This window comes from Selenomonas timonae (assembly GCF_014250475.1).
Lineage (GTDB): Bacteria > Bacillota > Negativicutes > Selenomonadales > Selenomonadaceae > Centipeda > Centipeda timonae.
The window spans coordinates 1,445,435-1,462,540 of the sequence record NZ_CP060204.1 but is presented as its reverse complement, the minus strand read 5'-3'; the positions used below and the strand labels follow the sequence as shown (position 1 = coordinate 1,462,540).

At 59.1% G+C, this 17,106-nt stretch carries 16 protein-coding genes and 1 tRNA gene; 4 read left to right on the top strand and 13 right to left on the bottom strand.

What is annotated here, in order from left to right; genetic code table 11:
• The first annotated feature begins 9 nt into the window (after nt 1-9).
• Nucleotides 10-1,656 (top strand): DUF4153 domain-containing protein, encoded by a 1,647-nt coding sequence (locus H1B31_RS06935; RefSeq protein ID WP_226372081.1) that lies wholly within the window; start codon nt 10-12, stop codon nt 1,654-1,656.
• 40 nt (nt 1,657-1,696) lie between these two features.
• Here H1B31_RS06935 and H1B31_RS06930 read toward each other — a convergent pair whose 3' ends face one another.
• Both H1B31_RS06930 and H1B31_RS06925 read right to left on the bottom strand, forming a co-directional pair.
• On the bottom strand, nt 1,697-2,443 hold the full coding sequence (locus tag H1B31_RS06930) for an ABC transporter permease (RefSeq protein WP_185979796.1): 747 nt from the start codon (nt 2,441-2,443) through the stop codon (nt 1,697-1,699).
• Nucleotides 2,440-3,186: an ABC transporter ATP-binding protein gene (locus H1B31_RS06925; protein WP_185979795.1), complete on the bottom strand. Its 747-nt coding sequence runs from the start codon at nt 3,184-3,186 to the stop codon at nt 2,440-2,442. Before H1B31_RS06925 ends, H1B31_RS06930 begins: the two co-directional genes overlap by 4 nt.
• 161 nt (nt 3,187-3,347) lie before the next feature.
• Here H1B31_RS06925 and trkA point away from each other — a divergent pair, with 161 nt between their 5' ends.
• Genes trkA through H1B31_RS06910 form a run of 3 tightly spaced genes read left to right on the top strand, consistent with a single transcriptional unit; the run spans nt 3,348 to nt 7,591 of the window.
• A complete protein-coding gene (gene trkA / locus H1B31_RS06920; RefSeq protein ID WP_185979794.1) occupies nt 3,348-4,697 on the top strand; it encodes a Trk system potassium transporter TrkA in 1,350 nt (449 codons plus the stop codon).
• Complete coding sequence (locus H1B31_RS06915) at nt 4,697-6,136, top strand: TrkH family potassium uptake protein (RefSeq protein ID WP_185979793.1); 1,440 nt, start codon at nt 4,697-4,699, stop codon at nt 6,134-6,136. Before trkA ends, H1B31_RS06915 begins: the two co-directional genes overlap by 1 nt.
• Nucleotides 6,137-6,142: 6 nt before the next feature.
• Nucleotides 6,143-7,591 (top strand): TrkH family potassium uptake protein, encoded by a 1,449-nt coding sequence (locus H1B31_RS06910; RefSeq protein ID WP_185979792.1) that lies wholly within the window; start codon nt 6,143-6,145, stop codon nt 7,589-7,591.
• Between the two features lie 62 nt (nt 7,592-7,653).
• On the opposite strand, the gene H1B31_RS06905 is transcribed toward H1B31_RS06910, so the two are convergent.
• From H1B31_RS06905 to H1B31_RS06855, 11 genes are all read right to left on the bottom strand, one after another.
• Entirely contained in the window at nt 7,654-8,187 is a 534-nt protein-coding gene (locus H1B31_RS06905) for an NYN domain-containing protein (protein WP_185979791.1), read from the bottom strand.
• Nucleotides 8,180-8,980: a 23S rRNA (guanosine(2251)-2'-O)-methyltransferase RlmB gene (gene rlmB, locus H1B31_RS06900; protein ID WP_185979790.1), complete on the bottom strand. Its 801-nt coding sequence runs from the start codon at nt 8,978-8,980 to the stop codon at nt 8,180-8,182. Before rlmB ends, H1B31_RS06905 begins: the two co-directional genes overlap by 8 nt.
• A 16-nt stretch (nt 8,981-8,996) precedes the next feature.
• Nucleotides 8,997-9,635 (bottom strand): FAD-dependent thymidylate synthase, encoded by a 639-nt coding sequence (gene thyX, locus H1B31_RS06895; RefSeq protein WP_185981252.1) that lies wholly within the window; start codon nt 9,633-9,635, stop codon nt 8,997-8,999.
• Nucleotides 9,625-10,125 (bottom strand): Mini-ribonuclease 3, encoded by a 501-nt coding sequence (locus H1B31_RS06890; protein ID WP_009655690.1) that lies wholly within the window; start codon nt 10,123-10,125, stop codon nt 9,625-9,627. Before H1B31_RS06890 ends, thyX begins: the two co-directional genes overlap by 11 nt.
• 3 nt (nt 10,126-10,128) lie before the next feature.
• Nucleotides 10,129-11,556: a cysteine--tRNA ligase gene (gene cysS, locus H1B31_RS06885; RefSeq protein WP_185979789.1), complete on the bottom strand. Its 1,428-nt coding sequence runs from the start codon at nt 11,554-11,556 to the stop codon at nt 10,129-10,131.
• A gap of 10 nt (nt 11,557-11,566) precedes the next feature.
• Nucleotides 11,567-12,289 (bottom strand): serine O-acetyltransferase, encoded by a 723-nt coding sequence (gene cysE, locus H1B31_RS06880; RefSeq protein WP_185979788.1) that lies wholly within the window; start codon nt 12,287-12,289, stop codon nt 11,567-11,569.
• A 165-nt stretch (nt 12,290-12,454) separates the two neighbouring features.
• The gene (locus H1B31_RS06875) at nt 12,455-12,754 is read right to left on the bottom strand and encodes a late competence development ComFB family protein (protein WP_009439823.1); all 300 of its coding nucleotides are present in this window, start codon (nt 12,752-12,754) and stop codon (nt 12,455-12,457) included.
• Between the two features lie 29 nt (nt 12,755-12,783).
• Nucleotides 12,784-15,453: an acetate and sugar kinases/Hsc70/actin family protein gene (locus H1B31_RS06870; RefSeq protein WP_185979787.1), complete on the bottom strand. Its 2,670-nt coding sequence runs from the start codon at nt 15,451-15,453 to the stop codon at nt 12,784-12,786.
• A 127-nt stretch (nt 15,454-15,580) separates the two neighbouring features.
• Nucleotides 15,581-15,655: transfer RNA gene (locus tag H1B31_RS06865), tRNA-Arg, on the bottom strand.
• A 30-nt stretch (nt 15,656-15,685) separates the two neighbouring features.
• Complete coding sequence (locus H1B31_RS06860) at nt 15,686-16,390, bottom strand: hypothetical protein (RefSeq protein ID WP_185979786.1); 705 nt, start codon at nt 16,388-16,390, stop codon at nt 15,686-15,688.
• Between the two features lie 23 nt (nt 16,391-16,413).
• The gene (locus H1B31_RS06855; RefSeq protein ID WP_009439826.1) at nt 16,414-17,106 is read right to left on the bottom strand and encodes a Crp/Fnr family transcriptional regulator; all 693 of its coding nucleotides are present in this window, start codon (nt 17,104-17,106) and stop codon (nt 16,414-16,416) included.

Sequence of the window (17,106 nt, the reverse complement as noted above, 5' to 3'; positions counted from 1 at the left end):
GGGAGCACATTGAATATTTCCATGAGGATTCTGCATCTGAAGGGGCAGGCGCACGCGCTTGTCCGCCGCTTTCCCGTCGCCGTCTGCTGGCAGGTCGTCGGGTTTCTCGTCGCCGCAGCGATCATCCTGCTACGCCCTGAGAGCACATCGCCGTTCGGCACTGTGGGTACTGAGCTGTTCGATCATCTCGTCCGCCTCATGCCCGCGTTCTTTGCCGCATGGCTGGCAGCGGCTGCATGTCAGCTGCTCACAGATGCCTTTCCGCAGAAACGGCCGATCCTGATCGGCGCAGCCGTTTCCGTCGCGCTGTTCATCGTGCTCGCCGTCCTGTGGTATGGCGTGGAAATACCGAGCAGGCATTTGCTGATCGGAACGGGCGGCGTTTTGCTCGCACTCTCCTTCCTCGCGCTCTTTTTCCTTGAACGGTCAAACAGAACGCCGGGACTGCCCGCCCTCACCTTTGCGGCTGCCTTTTCACTCGGGACGAGCATCCTGCTCTTCCTCGGACTCATGACCTGCGCCGCCGCATTCTGGGCGCTCGTTGTGACTGATGCCGCCTCATGGACGGCAGAGACGGTCTATCTCTTCATCGGGCTGACAGCGTACCAACTGTGGGGGCTCGCCGCATTTCTCGGCACACTGCCACAAGCGGGCACGCGCTATGCCTTCCCTGCCGCCGCGCAAAAAGTCCTGCTCTATCTCCTCTTCCCCGTCTACGCCCTGCTCCTTCTCGTGCTCTACCTCTACGTGGGCAAAATTATTCTGGCAGGTGAGATGCCCGTCGGCACAATGAACTGGTACGCCTCGTTCGCCCTCCTTGCCTTCACACTCTTCTTCGGCACGCTCGCGGAGCAAAATCGTCTCTCGCTTTTCACACGCTTTCTGAAATGGGGACTTCTCCTCTTCCTCCCCATCCTCGCCGTCCAGCTCTACGGCGTGTATCTGCGCTATGAGGCGTATGGGCTGACGACGGCACGCTACGCCTCAATGATCTGTACCGTCTGCGGCATCTACGCACTCATCACTGCATTTTTACGGAAAAAACCGCAGCAGATCTATCTCTGCGCCGCCATCCTCGCGCTCATCTTCACCCTCACCCCGCTCAACATTATTGACGTGCCGCAGCACAGTCAGGAGGCGCGGCTGAGCCGCATCCTCACGGAGAACAATCTTGTGCAGGACGGGCAGTTCATCATAAGAGATGATACGCCGCCCGAACTGATCGAGGAGATCAGGGACATCGCCTTCTACATTGGAGAGGAGAGCTCCCCGCTCGCCGCCAATATTATCAGCGAAAGTTACGGCGTCAAAGGGCTCAGACAACCAAAGATCTATGATATTTCATTTGACGCCCGCGAAGCAATGGATATTTCGGGATATCAAACGCTCCGCCGATTTAGCAGAGAAGATATAACCTCCGAGGGCTTGCTTACCATCAGGCGGGCTGATGAAAGCGAGGAGCTCATCGACCTCACCCCCTATATCGACCGCGTGACAGCGTACGCGGAGGAGCACGATACCTTCTCTCTTCCAAGGGAATTGCAGGAGTACGATGTTGGAGAATATCGGCTCCAATTCGATGCAATCTATTTCACCCGAGCGGCAGACGGCGGGATCAATTACTTCGATACAAATGGATTCGCATTGATGCGCTAGACACGAAAAGAGCGACTGCACGATCAGCCGCTCTTTTCATTTACGATCGATTCCATGCACACAGGCGCCGCTCCGCCCAGTCGAGCAGAGCAAAGAGCAGCAGCCCCATCGTGCTGAGAACAACGATGCCCGCATACATATCGAGGTAGTTCACGCGCAGCCACGCGTCCATAATATAGTAGCCGATGCCATACTGCGTGCCGAACGTCTCCGTGAAGAACAGCACGGAGATCGCCGTTGCCATCGCCACGCGCACAGCCGTGATGAACTTCGGCCGTGAGGCGGGCACGATGATGTGGCGCACAATCTGCGCAAAGGACGCACCGAGCACGCGCAGCGGCGCATAGGTCTCGGAGGGAATCACGGCAACGGCGTCGCGCACGGCAACGACAACCTGAAAGACGATGATGAGGAAGACGAGCAGCATCTTGCTTGTCTCCCCCACGCCGAAGAGCAGCATGACCACGGGCAGCAGGGCAATCTTCGGCACGGGATAGGTCAGGTAGAGGAGCGGCGCGAGCAGACGGTTCACGCGCGGGAAATATCCCATCAGAACACCGACGGGATAGCCCACGGCAACGGCAGCAGCGAGACCGAGCACAATGCGCATCAGGCTGTAGCCCGCATGAACGGCAATCACGTCTGTAAATTTCTGTGCGAGACGCAGTAGCACTTGCTCGGGCGGAGGGATCACGGGCATCGCGAGAAGATGTGCAACAACCACCCAAAGAGCAAGAGAGAAGACAATGCCCAACACGAACATCCGCAGTGAAATCTTCGCCATCATACACCTCCCGCGATCTTTGCGCGCAGCTCCTGCCCCATCGCAAAGAACGCCTGAGAGGAACGGTGCGCGAGGTCGCCCGCATAGGGATTGTCCATGATCTCGGCAACGCGCCCCGGCGTCCCGCGCATGACTGCAATCCGCCCTGCGAGCGTCAGTGCCTCCTCGACATAATGCGTCACGAGCAGGGTCGTCACAGCTTGCTTTTTCCACAGCGAGAGGAATACCTCCTGCATGGACTCGCGCGTAATCGCATCGAGCGCGGAGAACGGCTCATCCATCAGCAGGAGATCGGGGGAGAGCAGAAAGACGCGCGCAAGCCCCACGCGCTGTTGCTGTCCGCCCGAGAGCTCACGCGGATAGCGCTCCAAGAGGTCGGAGAGTCCAAGCTCTGCGACGAGTTCATCAAATGCCGACACCCGCTCGGTGCTCCACTCCCCCTTGATCTGTGCGCCAAGCAGGATATTCTCGCGCACCGTCTTCCATGCGAGCAGTCCGTAGTTCTGTGGCAGGAAGCCGATGCGCAGCGTGCGCGGGTCAATGGGCACGCCATCCGACGTGATTGTCCCCGCAGTCGGCTGCACAAGCCCCGCCCCCACGCGCAGGAGCGTGGACTTGCCACAGCCGGACGCACCGATCAGCGCGAGCACTGTCCCCCGCTCCACGCAGAGGCTCGTATCCGCAATCGCGTGCACAACATCCGCCCCCGTCCCGTAGTCCACAGACACCCCCGAAAAGCACAGCAAGTGATCTCCCCCTTCATATTTTCCATAGGGATAGTCTAACACAAAATTGTCGCTGCGACAAAAGAAAGAGCATTGTTCCTCACGCAATATGAGTTTAACTTACCACGAATCTATGGTATACTTTTCTATATTTCATTCAGTATACGCGGGAGGGACTCATTGTGCGGATCGTAATCGCGGGTGCGGGGAGGCTGGGCTACAGCATTGCGGCGCTGCTCTCAGAGGAGGGCATGGATGTTGTGGTGGTGGACGGCGAGGAGAGCCAGCTTGAGGCAGCAAAGACGACGCTTGACGTGCTGCCGATCGAGGCGAACATTGCAAGCCCTCTCACGATGAACGACCCCGACATCAAGAGCGCGGACATCCTCATCGCGGTGACGGAGAGCGACGAGGTGAACATTGTCGCCTGTGTGCTCGCGAAGAAGCACGGCATTGCACACACGATTGCACGCATCCGCGACATGAACTTCACCGTGGAGGCAGGGCGCTATCTCAAGGAAAATTTCGACATCGACCTCGTGCTGAATCCCGAACTCATCACAGCAAACGAAATCAACCGCATTCTCATGACGCCCGCCGCACTCAATGTGGAAGATTTCGCACAGGGCAAGGTACGCCTCTTCGAGACGCGCATTCGTCGCCGCTCCGCCATCGCGCGCACACCGCTGAAAAGTCTGAAGCTGCCGCACGGCGTCCTTGCAGGGCTCATCTTCCGCGACCACCGCATGATTATCCCGCACGGCGACGATGTCTTTCTGCCGGGCGACAACGCCTACTTCATCGGACTGCCCGACCGCATCGAGGAGTTCAGCCAGAGCCTCGTACCGAGCGACACGCACAAGCTGACGCGTGCGGCAATCATCGGCGCGGGACGCACGGGGCGCGCGCTCGCCCTCATGCTCGAACGACAGGGCGTGCAGGTAAAGGTAATTGACCGTGACCGTGAGCGCTGCGAGATGCTCGCAGAGAAGCTGACGGCGGGGCTTGCGATCTGCGGCGATGGCACGGACATCGACCTCCTGACGGAGGAGGGCGTCGCGGAGGCGGATGTCATCGTCTGCCTGACGGAGGATGACAAGCTGAACCTGATGCTCGCCCTCCTCGCACGCCACCTATCGAACAACAAGATCAAGACGGTCGTGCGTGTCGACCGCAACGAGTACATTGACCTCATGGAGAAAGTCGGCGTCAACATCGCCCTATCGGCGCGTCTACTCTCGGCGAGCGAGGTGCTTGCCTACGCGCGCGGCGGCGACGTGACGCGCGTGACCCTACTCGAGGGCGCGCGTGCGGAGGCGCTCGAGGTGATCGTCAGCAGCGGTGCGCCGGTTGTGGGAAAGAAGCTCATGAACGCAAACCTCCCGCGCGAATGCCTCGTCTGCGCCTATGTGCGAAACGAGGAGGCGGCGATTCCAAACGGCATGACGGAGCTGCTGCCGGGCGACCGCGTGATCCTCTTCGTGCTCAAGAGCTTTGCGAAAAAAGCACTCGCCTATTTTGGAGATGACTGATGCGTTTCGATCTGTTCTGGGTGCTCATGGGGCGCACGGCATACGTCTTTGCGCCGCTGTATCTCATTCCGTTCGCCTACGGCTTTGCCTACGGCGATTCACTGGCGGGATCGTTTCTCGCGCTCGGCATACTTGCTGCGATCCTCGGCATGGTGTTCGGCAATATGGGTCGCAGCCACATGCGACAACTCTCGGTGCAGGAGGGCGTACTCTTCCTGCTCGCCATTTGGTTTCTGCTCGCCGTGCTCGGCATGTTGCCGTTCCATCTCGCGGGGCTGCACCTCTCGCCCGCAGATACGTTCTTTGAGTGCGTCTCGGCACTCACGACCACGGGCATGACGGTGTTCGGCGATACACTACCGCCCTCGCTCATCCTCTGGCGCGCGTTGATGAGCTGGTTCGGCGGCCTGCTCTTCATCGTGATTCTCGTGACGGTGCTTCCCGTTGTCAGCGGATGTTTCGGCGTGGATTTCAACGTGCGGCAGGCGCGCTTGTTCAGCCCGCTCTGGAATCGCATGACGCGCCCCATGCGTGAGATGACGCTGCTCTACATCGCCATCACCGCCGTTTCGGTCGGCATCTATCTGATGGCGGGCGATGACATCTTCACGGCACTGATCCTCGCGCTCTTTACAATTGCCTCGGGCGCAGGCCCCATGACGGGCGGTCTGCCGCCAACACCTGCCCTCATGCTCGGCGCGGGACTCGTCGCGCTGCTCTCGGCACTGCCACTCCTCACACTCTGGCAGCTTCTGCACCGCAGATCGGGCGCGATGCTCACACGCCACATGGAGCTGCGCGCCTTTTTCCTGCTCTTTCTCGCTGCGGGCGTACTGCTCGCCATCCCCGCTCTGCTGCACGGCACATGGTCGATCATAGAGGCGCTCGGTTTCAGTTTTTTTTATGCAGTCTCCTTTCTCTCGACAAACGGGCTCATGTTACAGGGCGCAGCGCCCTTTCACACGAGCGCAGCGCTGCTCCTCATCCTGCTCGCAGTGATCGGTGGCTGCATGGGGTCGGCGGCGGGCGGCTTTCGCATATCGCGCGTCCTCGTGCTCATCTCGCTCGCATGGACAGAGCTGCTGCGCACCCTGCACCCGCGCATGGTGCTCGCCGTGCGACAGGGCGGCGAGGTTGTACCTCTGCACTCTGCGGGACGGATTCTCGTGCTCGCCTTCTTCTTTGCCGCCGTCTTCTCCGTCAGCAGTCTCCTCATTGCACTTGCGGGACTGAGTCCCATCGAGACGATCACGCTGACGGTCTCGTGTCTCACGACAACGGGCGGTGTCGCCTCGCTCGCACATCTCGATACAGTCGCCGCGCTGCCCGTATGGACAAAGCTCGTCTGCACCCTGCTCATGATCCTCGGGCGCATCGAGATCTTTGCATTCTTCCTCCTCCTCGGCACACTCTTCGAGGACACGAGGCACAGGTGGTAGAAAGCTATGAATATCTACACAGTCAACTACATTCTGTCGCGCCTCTCGTTTGCAATGGCGGCGGCACTTGTGATTCCGCTCGTCCTTGCCATTGCAGGCGATGAGCCGAGCCGCGAGGCGTTCATGCTCTCTGTCCTCGTCAGTGCATTCGCGGGCGTCGGCTTCCGCCGCTACGGACGGCGCGCCGAGGAGCTGACGGCGCGCGAAGGCATTGCCATCACGGCATTTGGATGGTTCACGGGCACATTTCTCGGGATGCTCCCCTATCTGCTCGGCAATTATCTCGGCTTTCTTGACGCGCTGTTTGAAAGCATCTCCGGCTTTACAGGGACAGGCGCAACCGTATTTGCTTCGCTCGGCAGTCTCCCGTACAGCGTCCTCTTCTGGCGCATGATGACGGCGTGGATCGGCGGTCTCGGCATCATCGTCATCTTCATCGCGCTCCTACCGCAGTCGGGTGCGAGCACGATTTATATGTACAACGCCGAGGGCGCGGGACCGACGACAGACCGCGTGATGCCGCGCCTGCGCGATATGACGATGGCTCTCTTTAAGATCTACCTCGTGTTTACGGCGGTGACGACGGGCATCTTCATGCTTTGCGGCGTGGATTTCTCCGTCGCCGTCACGCACGCGATGTCCACCATCGGAACGTGCGGCTTCTCGACCTATGACGACAGCACGATGCACTTTCACAGCCTCGCATTCGAGCTGTGGACAGCGCTCTTTATGTTCCTCGCAGGCGGCAGCTTTTCGCTCTACTACCGTGCGTGGGTCAAGGGGCCGTCCGTCATTCTGCGCAACACAGAGTTCCGCACCTATCTCTCGATGATCCTCATTGCGATCCTGCTCATCGCCCTGAACCTCATCATCGAGATGGGGATGGATACGGGCATGGCTGCGCGCGCCGCAGTCTTTCAGGCGACATCGGTCTCGACGACGGGCTTTGTCTCGGCGGATTTTGAAACGTGGCCGACGTTCTCGAAGCTCTTGCTGCTCCTCCTCATGCTCATCGGCGGCTGCGCCGGTTCGACCGCGAGCGGCATCAAGGTCGCGCGCATCATTCTCCTCGTGCGGAATGCGCGCGCCGTCATCCTGCAAAAGCTGAACCCGCACCGCGTCATTGACATCTCTCTCGGCGGTGTGCACGTGGACAGCGCCATGCTCCTACGCGTGGGAACATTCTTCTTCCTCTATCTCGCGATTATCTTTGTGACGGCATTCCTCCTCACGATGGACGGGCTGCTGCCGTTCGACGCAGTCGCCATCGCCATCACAACGCTCGGCAACATCGGCCCCGCCTTCGGCATCGTGAGCGCAACCTCAACCTATGCGCCGCTCTCGGACTTCGTAAAGGCGGTTCTCTGCCTCTCCATGCTCCTCGGCCGCCTCGAGATCTTCACACTGCTCATCCTCCTGCGCCCCTCGTTCTGGCGCAAGACAAAGCGGTGGTGAGATCGGCGCACACAAAAACGGGACTGTTCCACGAGTCAAAACGACTTCGTGCAGCAATCCCGTTATTTTTTTCGTCTCATTTCCTCAAGCCGCGCGAGGGTATCACGGTCAAGCCGCTCATGAACTTCAATCCGCCCGAGCGACTGCGTATGCGCGCCGATATATTCCGCCTTCATCTGCTTCTTCGACTTTTTCACGGAGCGGCGCAGCTCGGGCGAGGTGATGCGGTAGGCACCCGCGCCGAGGATGACGCTCTGCTCCGCGCCGTCGGAGGTAACGACGTGCACCTCACGCCCCGCACGCACCGCCGTATACGCAAGACGCTCGATACAGCTGTCCGCCGTCTCACCCGCCCCCGTGTAGATCACCTTCATGCGATCGGTGATCTGCAGCTCGTGCTCATCGTCCTCGGTGAAGAACGCATCGAAGACAACGGTCATCTCGTAGTTTTCAAACGCACCGTACTCCGTAAGGATGTGCACGAGGACATCGCGCGCCTCGTCGAGGTTGCCGCGCAGGCGGATCAGCTCCGGCCACGCGTTGATGACGTTGTATCCGTCGATGAGGTAGTACTCGGACTCCCGCTGCCTAGCCATGCTGTGCCGCCTTCGCCATGCGCTGACGCAATGCTTCGTACATCAGGATCGCGCCCGCAACCGAAGCGTTGAGCGAGTTGATCCTGCCGCACATCGGCAGACGCACGGTAAAGTCGCAGAGATCACGCGTGAGGCGGCTCATCCCCCGCCCCTCGCTGCCGATGACGAGCACGAGCGCACCCGTGAGGTTCGCGCGGTCATAGGTCTCCTCGCCTGACATATCCGCGCCCGCAATCCAGAAGCCCTGCTCCTTCAGCGCGCGCATGGTCTGCGCGATGTTGCCGATGCGCGCAACGGGGACGTATTCGAGCGCGCCCGCCGAGACGCGTGCCACCGTCTCCGTGAGCGGGACGCTGTGACGGCGCGGCAGGAGGATGCCGTGCACCCCCGCTGCATCCGCCGTGCGCAGGAGTGCGCCGAGGTTCTGCGGATCCTCGATGCCGTCGAGCAGGAGCAGGAGCGGATCCTCTCCTCTCTCTCGCGCCGATGCGATGATCTCTTCGACCGCAACGTAGGCAACGGGTGCGACATAGGCGAGCGCCCCCTGATGGCGCACACCCTCGGGCACGGCAGCATCCAGCTTGGAGCGATTCACGATGTCCAGCGTAATGCCGTGCTCACGTGCGAGATCGCGCAGCTCGCGCACACCATTTCCATGCAGCCCGTCTGCGAGCAGGATGCGGTTGATGCCGCGCCCCGCCTTGATCGCCTCCGCAATGGCGTGGCGACCGGCAAGGATGTTCGAGGGGCGCTCGTCCGCGTGCTCCTCAGCGTGATGCTCTGTCCGTTTCATATGTGCTCCCTCACTCTCAGCCGCGCGGGATGAATCGCGTGAGCCACGGCTCCTCTGCAACGATCAGATCGCGCATACAGAGCATCATCTCCTTGATCTCCCACTGTGCGCCAGGCGTCAGCACACGCTTTTCATACACGTCCATAAAGGAGCGCAGGTTGAGCGTCGTGACGAAATTCGTGCACGCCCCGCCCGGCAAAACGAAGCGCGCATCCTGCTTTGCAACGCCAAGCGCGAGCAGATCGTCGTACGCCGTCTGAATCTCGCGCATGCACGCCATATAGCGCTCATATGCCTCCTCATTTGCGGCGATGGTCTCCGGGATGACATGACCAAACAGCCCGTCCGCCTGCTTTGCGGACTGCTCGGAGACATAGCGCTGACTCTGCACGCTGAGAGACACGCCGATGCGATGGCGGCTGTACTGCGCGAGCAGGGTGCGTGACACGTCCTTGACGGCAAACGTCATGGAGCAGTGTTCCACAACCGAGAGATGCTTGCTCGTCATGATGCGTTCAAGGAGGCGCAGCATCTCCTCCTCAGTCTTCTCCTCGGCGAGCAGTTCGATCGGCGAATCCGCGCTGTAGCACGTCCGCGCCGCCGTCCAGCAGGTTTTGAGGTAGTTCGGTGTCTTTGAGATCAGTTTAATTTCCATCATGTTGCTCCCGCTGAATATTCTCCATCATCTCTTTTGCGATGATCTGAAATGCCGCCTCCGTAATCTCCTCGAGCCTCTCCCGCTCTCCGCGAATGTAGAGGCTGCCGAGCAGCGCCTCAAAGCCCGTGCTCGTGTGATAATCGGCTACGGACGCACTGCGCGGTGCGTGGCTCTTCGTGTTGCGCGCGCGGCGGTAGATCGTCTGCTCCTCCTCCGTGAGCATCTCCGAAATGCCGCGATAGGCGCGTGCCTGCCAGAGTGCTGAGACGATCTGGGCGCTGAACGCGTGGAGTGCCTGCACCTGTGCCTGTTCGTACGAGAGGAGCCGCATGCGCACGTAGAGGTGAAAATAGGCATCGCCCACATAGGCGAGGACGAGCGGATGCACGCTCGCGGCATCCACATCCTCGTAGCGTGTGCGGATATTCCCCGCCTCATCGGGCAGGAACATCATGCGCACGAGCTGCTGAAACCGTTCAAACTTCACGCACTACGCTCTCTTCCAGCGCACGCCCGTCGGCGTGTCCTCAAGTACAACACCCGCCTCCTTGAGCCCATCGCGGATTTTGTCCGCAACTGCCCAATTCTTTGCTGCGCGCGCCTCCTGCCGAATGCCGATGATGAGCTCCATGAGGGCGTCCACCAGTCCATCGTCCGCAGCCGCCTCCTCCTGCTCGAAGATCCCGATGATCTCCGCCATCGCATGATAGGCGTCTGCCGCTTTCTTGAAGTTCGCCGCATCGAATGCTACACCGCGCTCCACCTCCTGATGGTAGCGGTTGATCTCCTTTGCAAGGCCGAACATCTGACTGATCGCAAGCGCTGTATTGAAGTCGTCGTCCATCGCCGCATCGAAGTCGCGCAGGAATGTCTCCGCCTGTGCCGCAAGCTCCGCCGCCGTATCCGATGCGCCCTCGTGCTTCGCGAGGTCTGCAATCACGGCATTTGCGTTGCGCAGACGCTCGAGCGCCGTCTGCGCCTCACGCAAACGCTCGTCGCTGAAATCGAGCGGACTGCGGTAATGCGTCTGCAAAATAAAGAAGCGGATGACCTCGCCCGGGAACTCCTTGAGGATGTCCTTGACCGTGAAGAAATTGTTCTTCGACTTCGACATCTTCTCGTTGTCGATCGTGATAAAGCCATTGTGCAGCCAGTAGCGTGCAAATTTCTCGTCGCCGTCGATGCACGGCTCCGCCTGTGCAATCTCGTTCTCGTGATGCGGGAAGATGAGATCGTTGCCGCCGCCGTGGAAATCAAACACCTCGCCGAGGTATTTCACGGACATTGCCGAGCACTCGATGTGCCAGCCGGGACGTCCCGCGCCCCACGGACTCTCCCACGAGGGTTCGCCCAGCTTTGCCGCCTTCCAGAGGGCAAAGTCCATCGGATGCTCCTTCGTCTCGTTGACCTCGACGCGTGCACCCGCTTCCATATCCTCGAGGCTGCGCCCGCTGAGGCGGCCGTAATGTGCGAACGCCTCCACGCGGTAGTAGACATCGCCCGCCTCGGTCACGTACGCATAGCCGCGCGCAATCAGCGTCTCGATCATGCGGATGATGTCTTCCATCGTCTCGGAGACGCGCGGGAAGACATCAGCGCGGCGCACATTCAGGGCATCCATCGCCTTGAAATAGGCAGCGATATAGCGGTCGGAGATCTCCTTCCACGTCACGCCCTCGCGGTTCGCGGCATTGATGATCTTATCGTCCACATCCGTGAAGTTCTGGATGTAGCGCACCGCATAGCCTTTGCGCGCCAAATAGCGGCGGATGACATCCCATGTGACGAAGGGACGTGCGTTCCCGATATGCGGATCGTTGTATGGCGTCACGCCGCAGCAGTAGATGCTGACCTCGCCCGCACGCAGTGGGTGAAATTCTTCCTTTTTTCGCGTCATTGTATTGTAAACGGTAAGCATGATACTCCCCCTATTTCCGTTGTTCCAGTTCCGAGAGGCGTGACTTCAGCGCCTCAATCTCCTGCCGCATCTGCTCGATCATCTCTGCCTCTGGATCGGGCAGCATATCGTGATCGAGGTCGACATCCAGCTCGCTCGCAAGCTCCTCCGCACTCTCCTCACATTCGAGTGATAGTTCGCGCGCACGGTGGAACTCCGCTTCCGTGCGCACGCGCTGCCCATTCATGACAACGATGCGCCCCGGAATACCGACGACGGTTGCGTGCGCGGGCACAGGTCTCAGCACAACGGAGCCGGCGCCGATCTTCGCATGATCGCCGACGGTGAACGAGCCGAGCACCTTTGCGCCCGAGGCGACGACGACATTATTGCCGAGTGTCGGGTGACGCTTGCCCTTCTCCTTGCCCGTACCGCCAAGCGTCACGCCTTGATAGAGCGTGACATTCCTGCCGAGCTCCGCCGTCTCGCCGATAACGATGCCCGTGCCGTGGTCGATGAAGAGGCCTTCGCCGATCGTCGCGCCCGGATGGATCTCAATGCCCGTCAGGAGACGTCCGAAGTTGGAGATCAGTCGAGGGATGAGCACCCAGCCGCGTTGATACAGCGCATGCGCAATGCGGTGCAGCCAGATGGCGTGCAGCCCGCCGTAACAGAGCAGCACCTCAATCGTACTGCGCGCCGCAGGGTCGCGCTCAAAGACAACGCGGATATCACGCTTTATCCTCGCGAACATAACAGCTTCCTCACTCCCGAAACAACAGACACACAGCAAAAGAAATGCGCCCGCGCCTCTTCAGAGACGCCGACGCGCAGATCGCCTTTGATTTCTTCCTTATTTTAGCAAAAAAACACGCGCTTGACAAATTTTATCTGCGCGTGTTTTTTCATATAGGAACTGCTATTGCCGCAGTCCCTCTTCGTTTCGTCCGTGATGCGGCTGACCGCCGACAATCTGCATTGCGCGCATGGTCTCGGTCAGCACCTCCACCTCATACTGGAGTTCCATGCCCTCAACGCGCTGCAGGACATCGCCCTTATGTGTGGAGACATAGCGCGGCGGGAGGTTGTTCAGCGCAATCATCATCATATCCGTACGACAGCGATCACACATGCAGATTTCGGGATACTGCGGCGCGAGGCGATTCAGCATATATGCAACGGCATCCTCCATATAGTTCTTAAAAGGCAAGTGCTGCATCACGGATCTCCTTTCCGTTGAGAAGAGGGTCAACCAAGACGGACTGTGTAGATCGTCCCCTTGTAGGTCTTTGCCGCCAGAGATTTCTCCGTGGCAACGGTGTATTCGATCGTATTCGGAGACTTCTTGCGGATGTAGACGCCGACCTCATCATCGTCGCTCACGTCCGCATCGTCGATCATGCAGCGCACCATGCGCACCTCTGCAGCCTTCATATGCCCCTTCAGCGCGCGTGGCTCCTGCGTATAGTAGAGCTCGAATTCATCCTCATCCGCGTAGGTGAAGTACGTCCACACGCCGTAGTCGACGCGCGCATCGATGTCCACCTTGAAGCAGCCGCGCTCGTTCAGGCTGCCGAGGAAATACGGGAAGAGGAGTTCATCGTGCTCGTCCACATTCTTGTTGATGATCTTGACATCCTTTCCGCCCTTGCGGCAGCGCAGGAGTCCAAACGCAACACCCGTCTTGCCCGTGCGTAGACGGTCAAAGCCGTCGTGAAGAAGCTTTTTCTCCTTCTCCTCATCCTCCATGCCAAGCGGCAGATAGAGACGGAATGGTGCATCCTTGCTCTGTGTGGGAAACGCCTTGGCATTTGCCTCCGGCTTCTTGCCCGCCGCATCCGTCTTGTCGGCGGGATGATCGGGCGTCAGTTGATGCAGTGCCTTAATCTGACGTGCGATATACTCATCGAAGAGCTTGCGCACCATCGGCGCCTTGCAGGAGTTGCCAGCGAGGAAGATGTGGATCTGGCGCACATCGCGCCCCTTGAAGGCCGCCGCCATCGCCTGGAAGAAATTCTCAACACCACGGCGAATGCGATCCTCAAGTGTCCGCTCCAGTTTGCGCACGTCAATATGCAGGCTGATCTCTGCGCGGTTCCCCGCGTTTCCCGTCTTCTCTGAGGAGAACAGCGTGATCTTCGTATCGAAGCTGTCCCCCGCTGCAAACTCCTCATAGCCCTCACGCCGCTCCCAGAAGGGACGCAGGCGCTCGGCGAGGATCTTGTTGTTGAGATGCGAGGCCGCGTCACGGGTCTCACGCACGAGCGCCTCCGCCCCTGCAAAGGTCTCGCTCTCGGGCGGCAGGGCAAAGGTGATCTTGTGCTGACGCATCTCCGCGAGATTGTCCTTGAACACCTCGTAGGCGAGCAGCTCGAGGATGTTCTCGCCGCCGAGATACATGTCGCTGCCGAAACCAAACTGCTCGATGACGAATTTGCGCCGCCCGTTCTCGGGCACATACTCCACTCCAAAGTCAAAGTCGGTTGTGCCGCCACCGAAGTCGAAGACGCCGTACGCGACTTCCTCTCCCACGCGCTTCGGCTCGAGCCCGTATGCCTCGAGTGCGCTGATCGCATATGCCGCCGGCTCATTCGCGCCGTCGTAGACACGGAAGCGCCGCATCATCTCGGGATCGTCCAGCAGAGCCTTCGGCAGTGTCTTTCTGAGACCGCGCTCGAAGCTCATGCGGATATGCTCACGTACGCTCTTCTCATACCCCACAGGGAAGGAGAGGATGTAGTCGAGATAGATGTTGCGGTGCATATTGTTGATATAGAGACCAAGATAGTAGGCATAGATCTCAATCGGGTCAAACCCGCCCGCATCGAGCGGCTGCGTCTCCGCATACGGCTTGACCTCCTGGATGTAGCCGCGCCTGTCCTTGAGGATCGGTGAGTTCGCCGTGTCACGCGTCCAGCGCTTGAGCTCGCTGAACACGGAGTAGTAGACGGCAATCCCCTCCGTGGACTGGCGCTCAAAGATCGCATCCGCCGCCTGATGGGACGCCGTCACCTGTGCCCACTCCGTGTAGGGACGCCCCTCGCGCGCGCGATAGAGCTGCTTGAACTTCTCGATATCGATCAGCTCGATTGCCGTCGGGTTCTCATAGTCCTGAATCGTCGGCTCGTTCTCGTAGTCCCCCTTGCCAATGCGCAGAAGGCGCGCCTCGCGGTCACGACAGACGACAACTGTGCTGCGCGTACCAAAGTCAATAGCGCAGGTGCCGTTCATGATGACATCCATCTGCGGCGGGCGTGCCACGAGGAAATCCGTCGGCGGCAGACGCAGGCAGACACTGTCCTCACGCCCCTCTTCCGTCAGTTCTTCATAGAGATCCCAATGCCCGAGGCTCATATCCGTCAGGAGGCGCTCCGCATAGGGCTGAATGTTTGCCCGCACATGATCCGTATACAGGAGTGCTTTTTTAAATGGCTCAATGGAGAAGTCAAGTGCCACCGAGCCCGTATTGATCGCCGTTTCGATCACACTCTGAATATCGAAGGTGATGCCGAAGATCGTCTCCTTGAACCGCCCTGCTACAACATCCTCGGCAAAGCGATTGTGATCGAAGAGGAGCTGATCCTCCTCAATGCGGATGTAGGAGCGAATCTTCGGATACTCCGCGACGAGGCGGCGCAGGCGCTCCTCCTGCTCATGCGAGACATCCTCTGCATTGAATTCATCTGCAATCCACTTCAGGAAACTCTGTGCGCCGCTCTTCTCCGTCGCGAGCGAGAACATATACTTCTTGTTGACGATGGAGGCCGTCTCATCCTTCAGCTCTGCAATATCCCTACCGATCTGCTGCCCGAAACGAAGCGAACTCTCATAGAAAAACTGCCGGAACGCATCTTTTTTCAAATGTAAGCTGCGCATGAGCACCGGGCGTACCGCTGCCTGCACCTCTTTTCGCGCCATTCATTCATCTCCTAACGAAAAACTAAAATTCCCTTCCTGTAAATATTCTTCACAGTCCATCAAAATCCTTTTTCAGTTTTTCCTAATAAAAAAGTCCTGCGGAAATTCCACAAGACAGATTTACATATGGTGCGCTCGGCGGGAGTCGAACCCACGCTTTCAGCTCCGGAGGCTAACGTCCTATCCACTGGACTACGAGCGCAAGGCACTTTGCATTATAACTGAAAACAAATTATTTGTCGAGCAGTTTTTCATCGTCCTCCTGCTCTCCGCCGCGCTCTCCTGCCTCCTCATGTGACGAAGAAACAGGGGCAAAGTAGCGGCGGATGAGCCCAACCTCATCGCTGATAAAGAGAGCGACAGGAGACTCACGGAGCATGACCAACTCCAAAAGGCGCGCCTGCTCGGCGGGATTCCGCTCCTTCATCGCCGCAGGATCGGCTGCAGCTCGTGTGAGCGTAATCGCCTTCTGCTCGGCTGCGGCATAGTCATTCGTCTTTGCCAGAATAACGGCAAGAGGATCATAGACGCGGTTCGAGAGCTCAGTCGGCGGTGCATTCTGCTCGATGCGCGCGCGCAGCTCCTGCGTGTCCCGCTCGAGATCCACAAGGCGCACGTAGGTAATCTCGAGATCCGTCTCTCCCTCCTTCGCATCGGAGAGGATCTGATGATAGCGCATCCAGTTGCGGTCAAGTTCTGCGATCTGTTTCTGATATGTACCCCACCATGGCGTGAAAAGCTCCTGCTCCCGCGCAATGGCAGCGCGTTCCTCGAGCGTCAGCGGCTCCGGTGTACGCTCTGCTGTCTGTATGCGAAAGACAATGCCGCCCAGTACGATGAGCAGGGTAACAAAGATCAGAAAGACCCTCCGCGGCAGATAGCGAAACAGAATGATGAGCAGCAGGATGACAAGGATCGCCAAGATATAGATCAGCATGAACTCCTCCGATCAAACATGAGTCAGGCGCCTGCACGCTCCTTAAGTGCCGCACGGTTCAAGATGTGGATGCAGCCTCTGGAGGTCTGCACCAAGCCCTCCTGACTGAAATCGCGCATGAGGCGACTGACGACCTCACGAGCCGTACCGAGATACTGCGCCGTCTCCTCATGGGTCAGGCGGATCTCATCGCCCGCCGTACGCGCCGACTCTGTGAGCAGGAATTTAGCAAGCCGCCGCTCAGCCGAAGTGAAGAGCATCTGCCGGAATTTCCACAGCATTTCGGACAGGCGCACAACGGCGCGCTCATAGGCATGCGCACGCACTTCGACATTTGCACAGAGAATTTCCCGCACGGTCTCTGTATCCGAGACAAAGAGCTCCGTATTCTTGGTCGCATCAATAGCGATGTCGTAAGAAATGGTTCCCAGAAAGGACGTACTTGCAAGAAGGGCAACATCTCCGTCACGCAGAAAGTAGAGCGTGAACTCGCGCCCCTCCTCCGAGAGGATGTAGACGCGCAGCGTACCGGATATGATATGCAGCGTTCCCGCGCGTTCAAGCGCACCGCGATGAACAGACGCCCCCTTTTTATAGCGGACGAAACGCGTATCCGAGATCAGCTTATCCCGCTGCGCAGCAGTAAGCCCATTCCAGAGATCAAATTGATCGATATAATCCCGAAAATGACGGTCTTCCACAATATGCGCCTTCAT

Coding starts and splice junctions, on each gene's coding strand:
- H1B31_RS06930 (WP_185979796.1), bottom strand. CDS start 2,443: ATGATGGCGAAGATTTCACTGCGGATGTTCGTGTTGGGCATTGTCTTC.
- H1B31_RS06915 (WP_185979793.1), top strand. CDS start 4,697: ATGCGTTTCGATCTGTTCTGGGTGCTCATGGGGCGCACGGCATACGTC.
- H1B31_RS06910 (WP_185979792.1), top strand. CDS start 6,143: ATGAATATCTACACAGTCAACTACATTCTGTCGCGCCTCTCGTTTGCA.
- H1B31_RS06905 (WP_185979791.1), bottom strand. CDS start 8,187: ATGGCTAGGCAGCGGGAGTCCGAGTACTACCTCATCGACGGATACAAC.
- rlmB (WP_185979790.1), bottom strand. CDS start 8,980: ATGAAACGGACAGAGCATCACGCTGAGGAGCACGCGGACGAGCGCCCC.
- thyX (WP_185981252.1), bottom strand. CDS start 9,635: ATGGAAATTAAACTGATCTCAAAGACACCGAACTACCTCAAAACCTGC.
- cysS (WP_185979789.1), bottom strand. CDS start 11,556: ATGCTTACCGTTTACAATACAATGACGCGAAAAAAGGAAGAATTTCAC.
- cysE (WP_185979788.1), bottom strand. CDS start 12,289: ATGTTCGCGAGGATAAAGCGTGATATCCGCGTTGTCTTTGAGCGCGAC.
- H1B31_RS06875 (WP_009439823.1), bottom strand. CDS start 12,754: ATGCAGCACTTGCCTTTTAAGAACTATATGGAGGATGCCGTTGCATAT.
- H1B31_RS06870 (WP_185979787.1), bottom strand. CDS start 15,453: ATGGCGCGAAAAGAGGTGCAGGCAGCGGTACGCCCGGTGCTCATGCGC.
- H1B31_RS06860 (WP_185979786.1), bottom strand. CDS start 16,390: ATGCTGATCTATATCTTGGCGATCCTTGTCATCCTGCTGCTCATCATT.
- H1B31_RS06855 (WP_009439826.1), bottom strand. CDS start 17,106: ATGAAGGCGCATATTGTGGAAGACCGTCATTTTCGGGATTATATCGAT.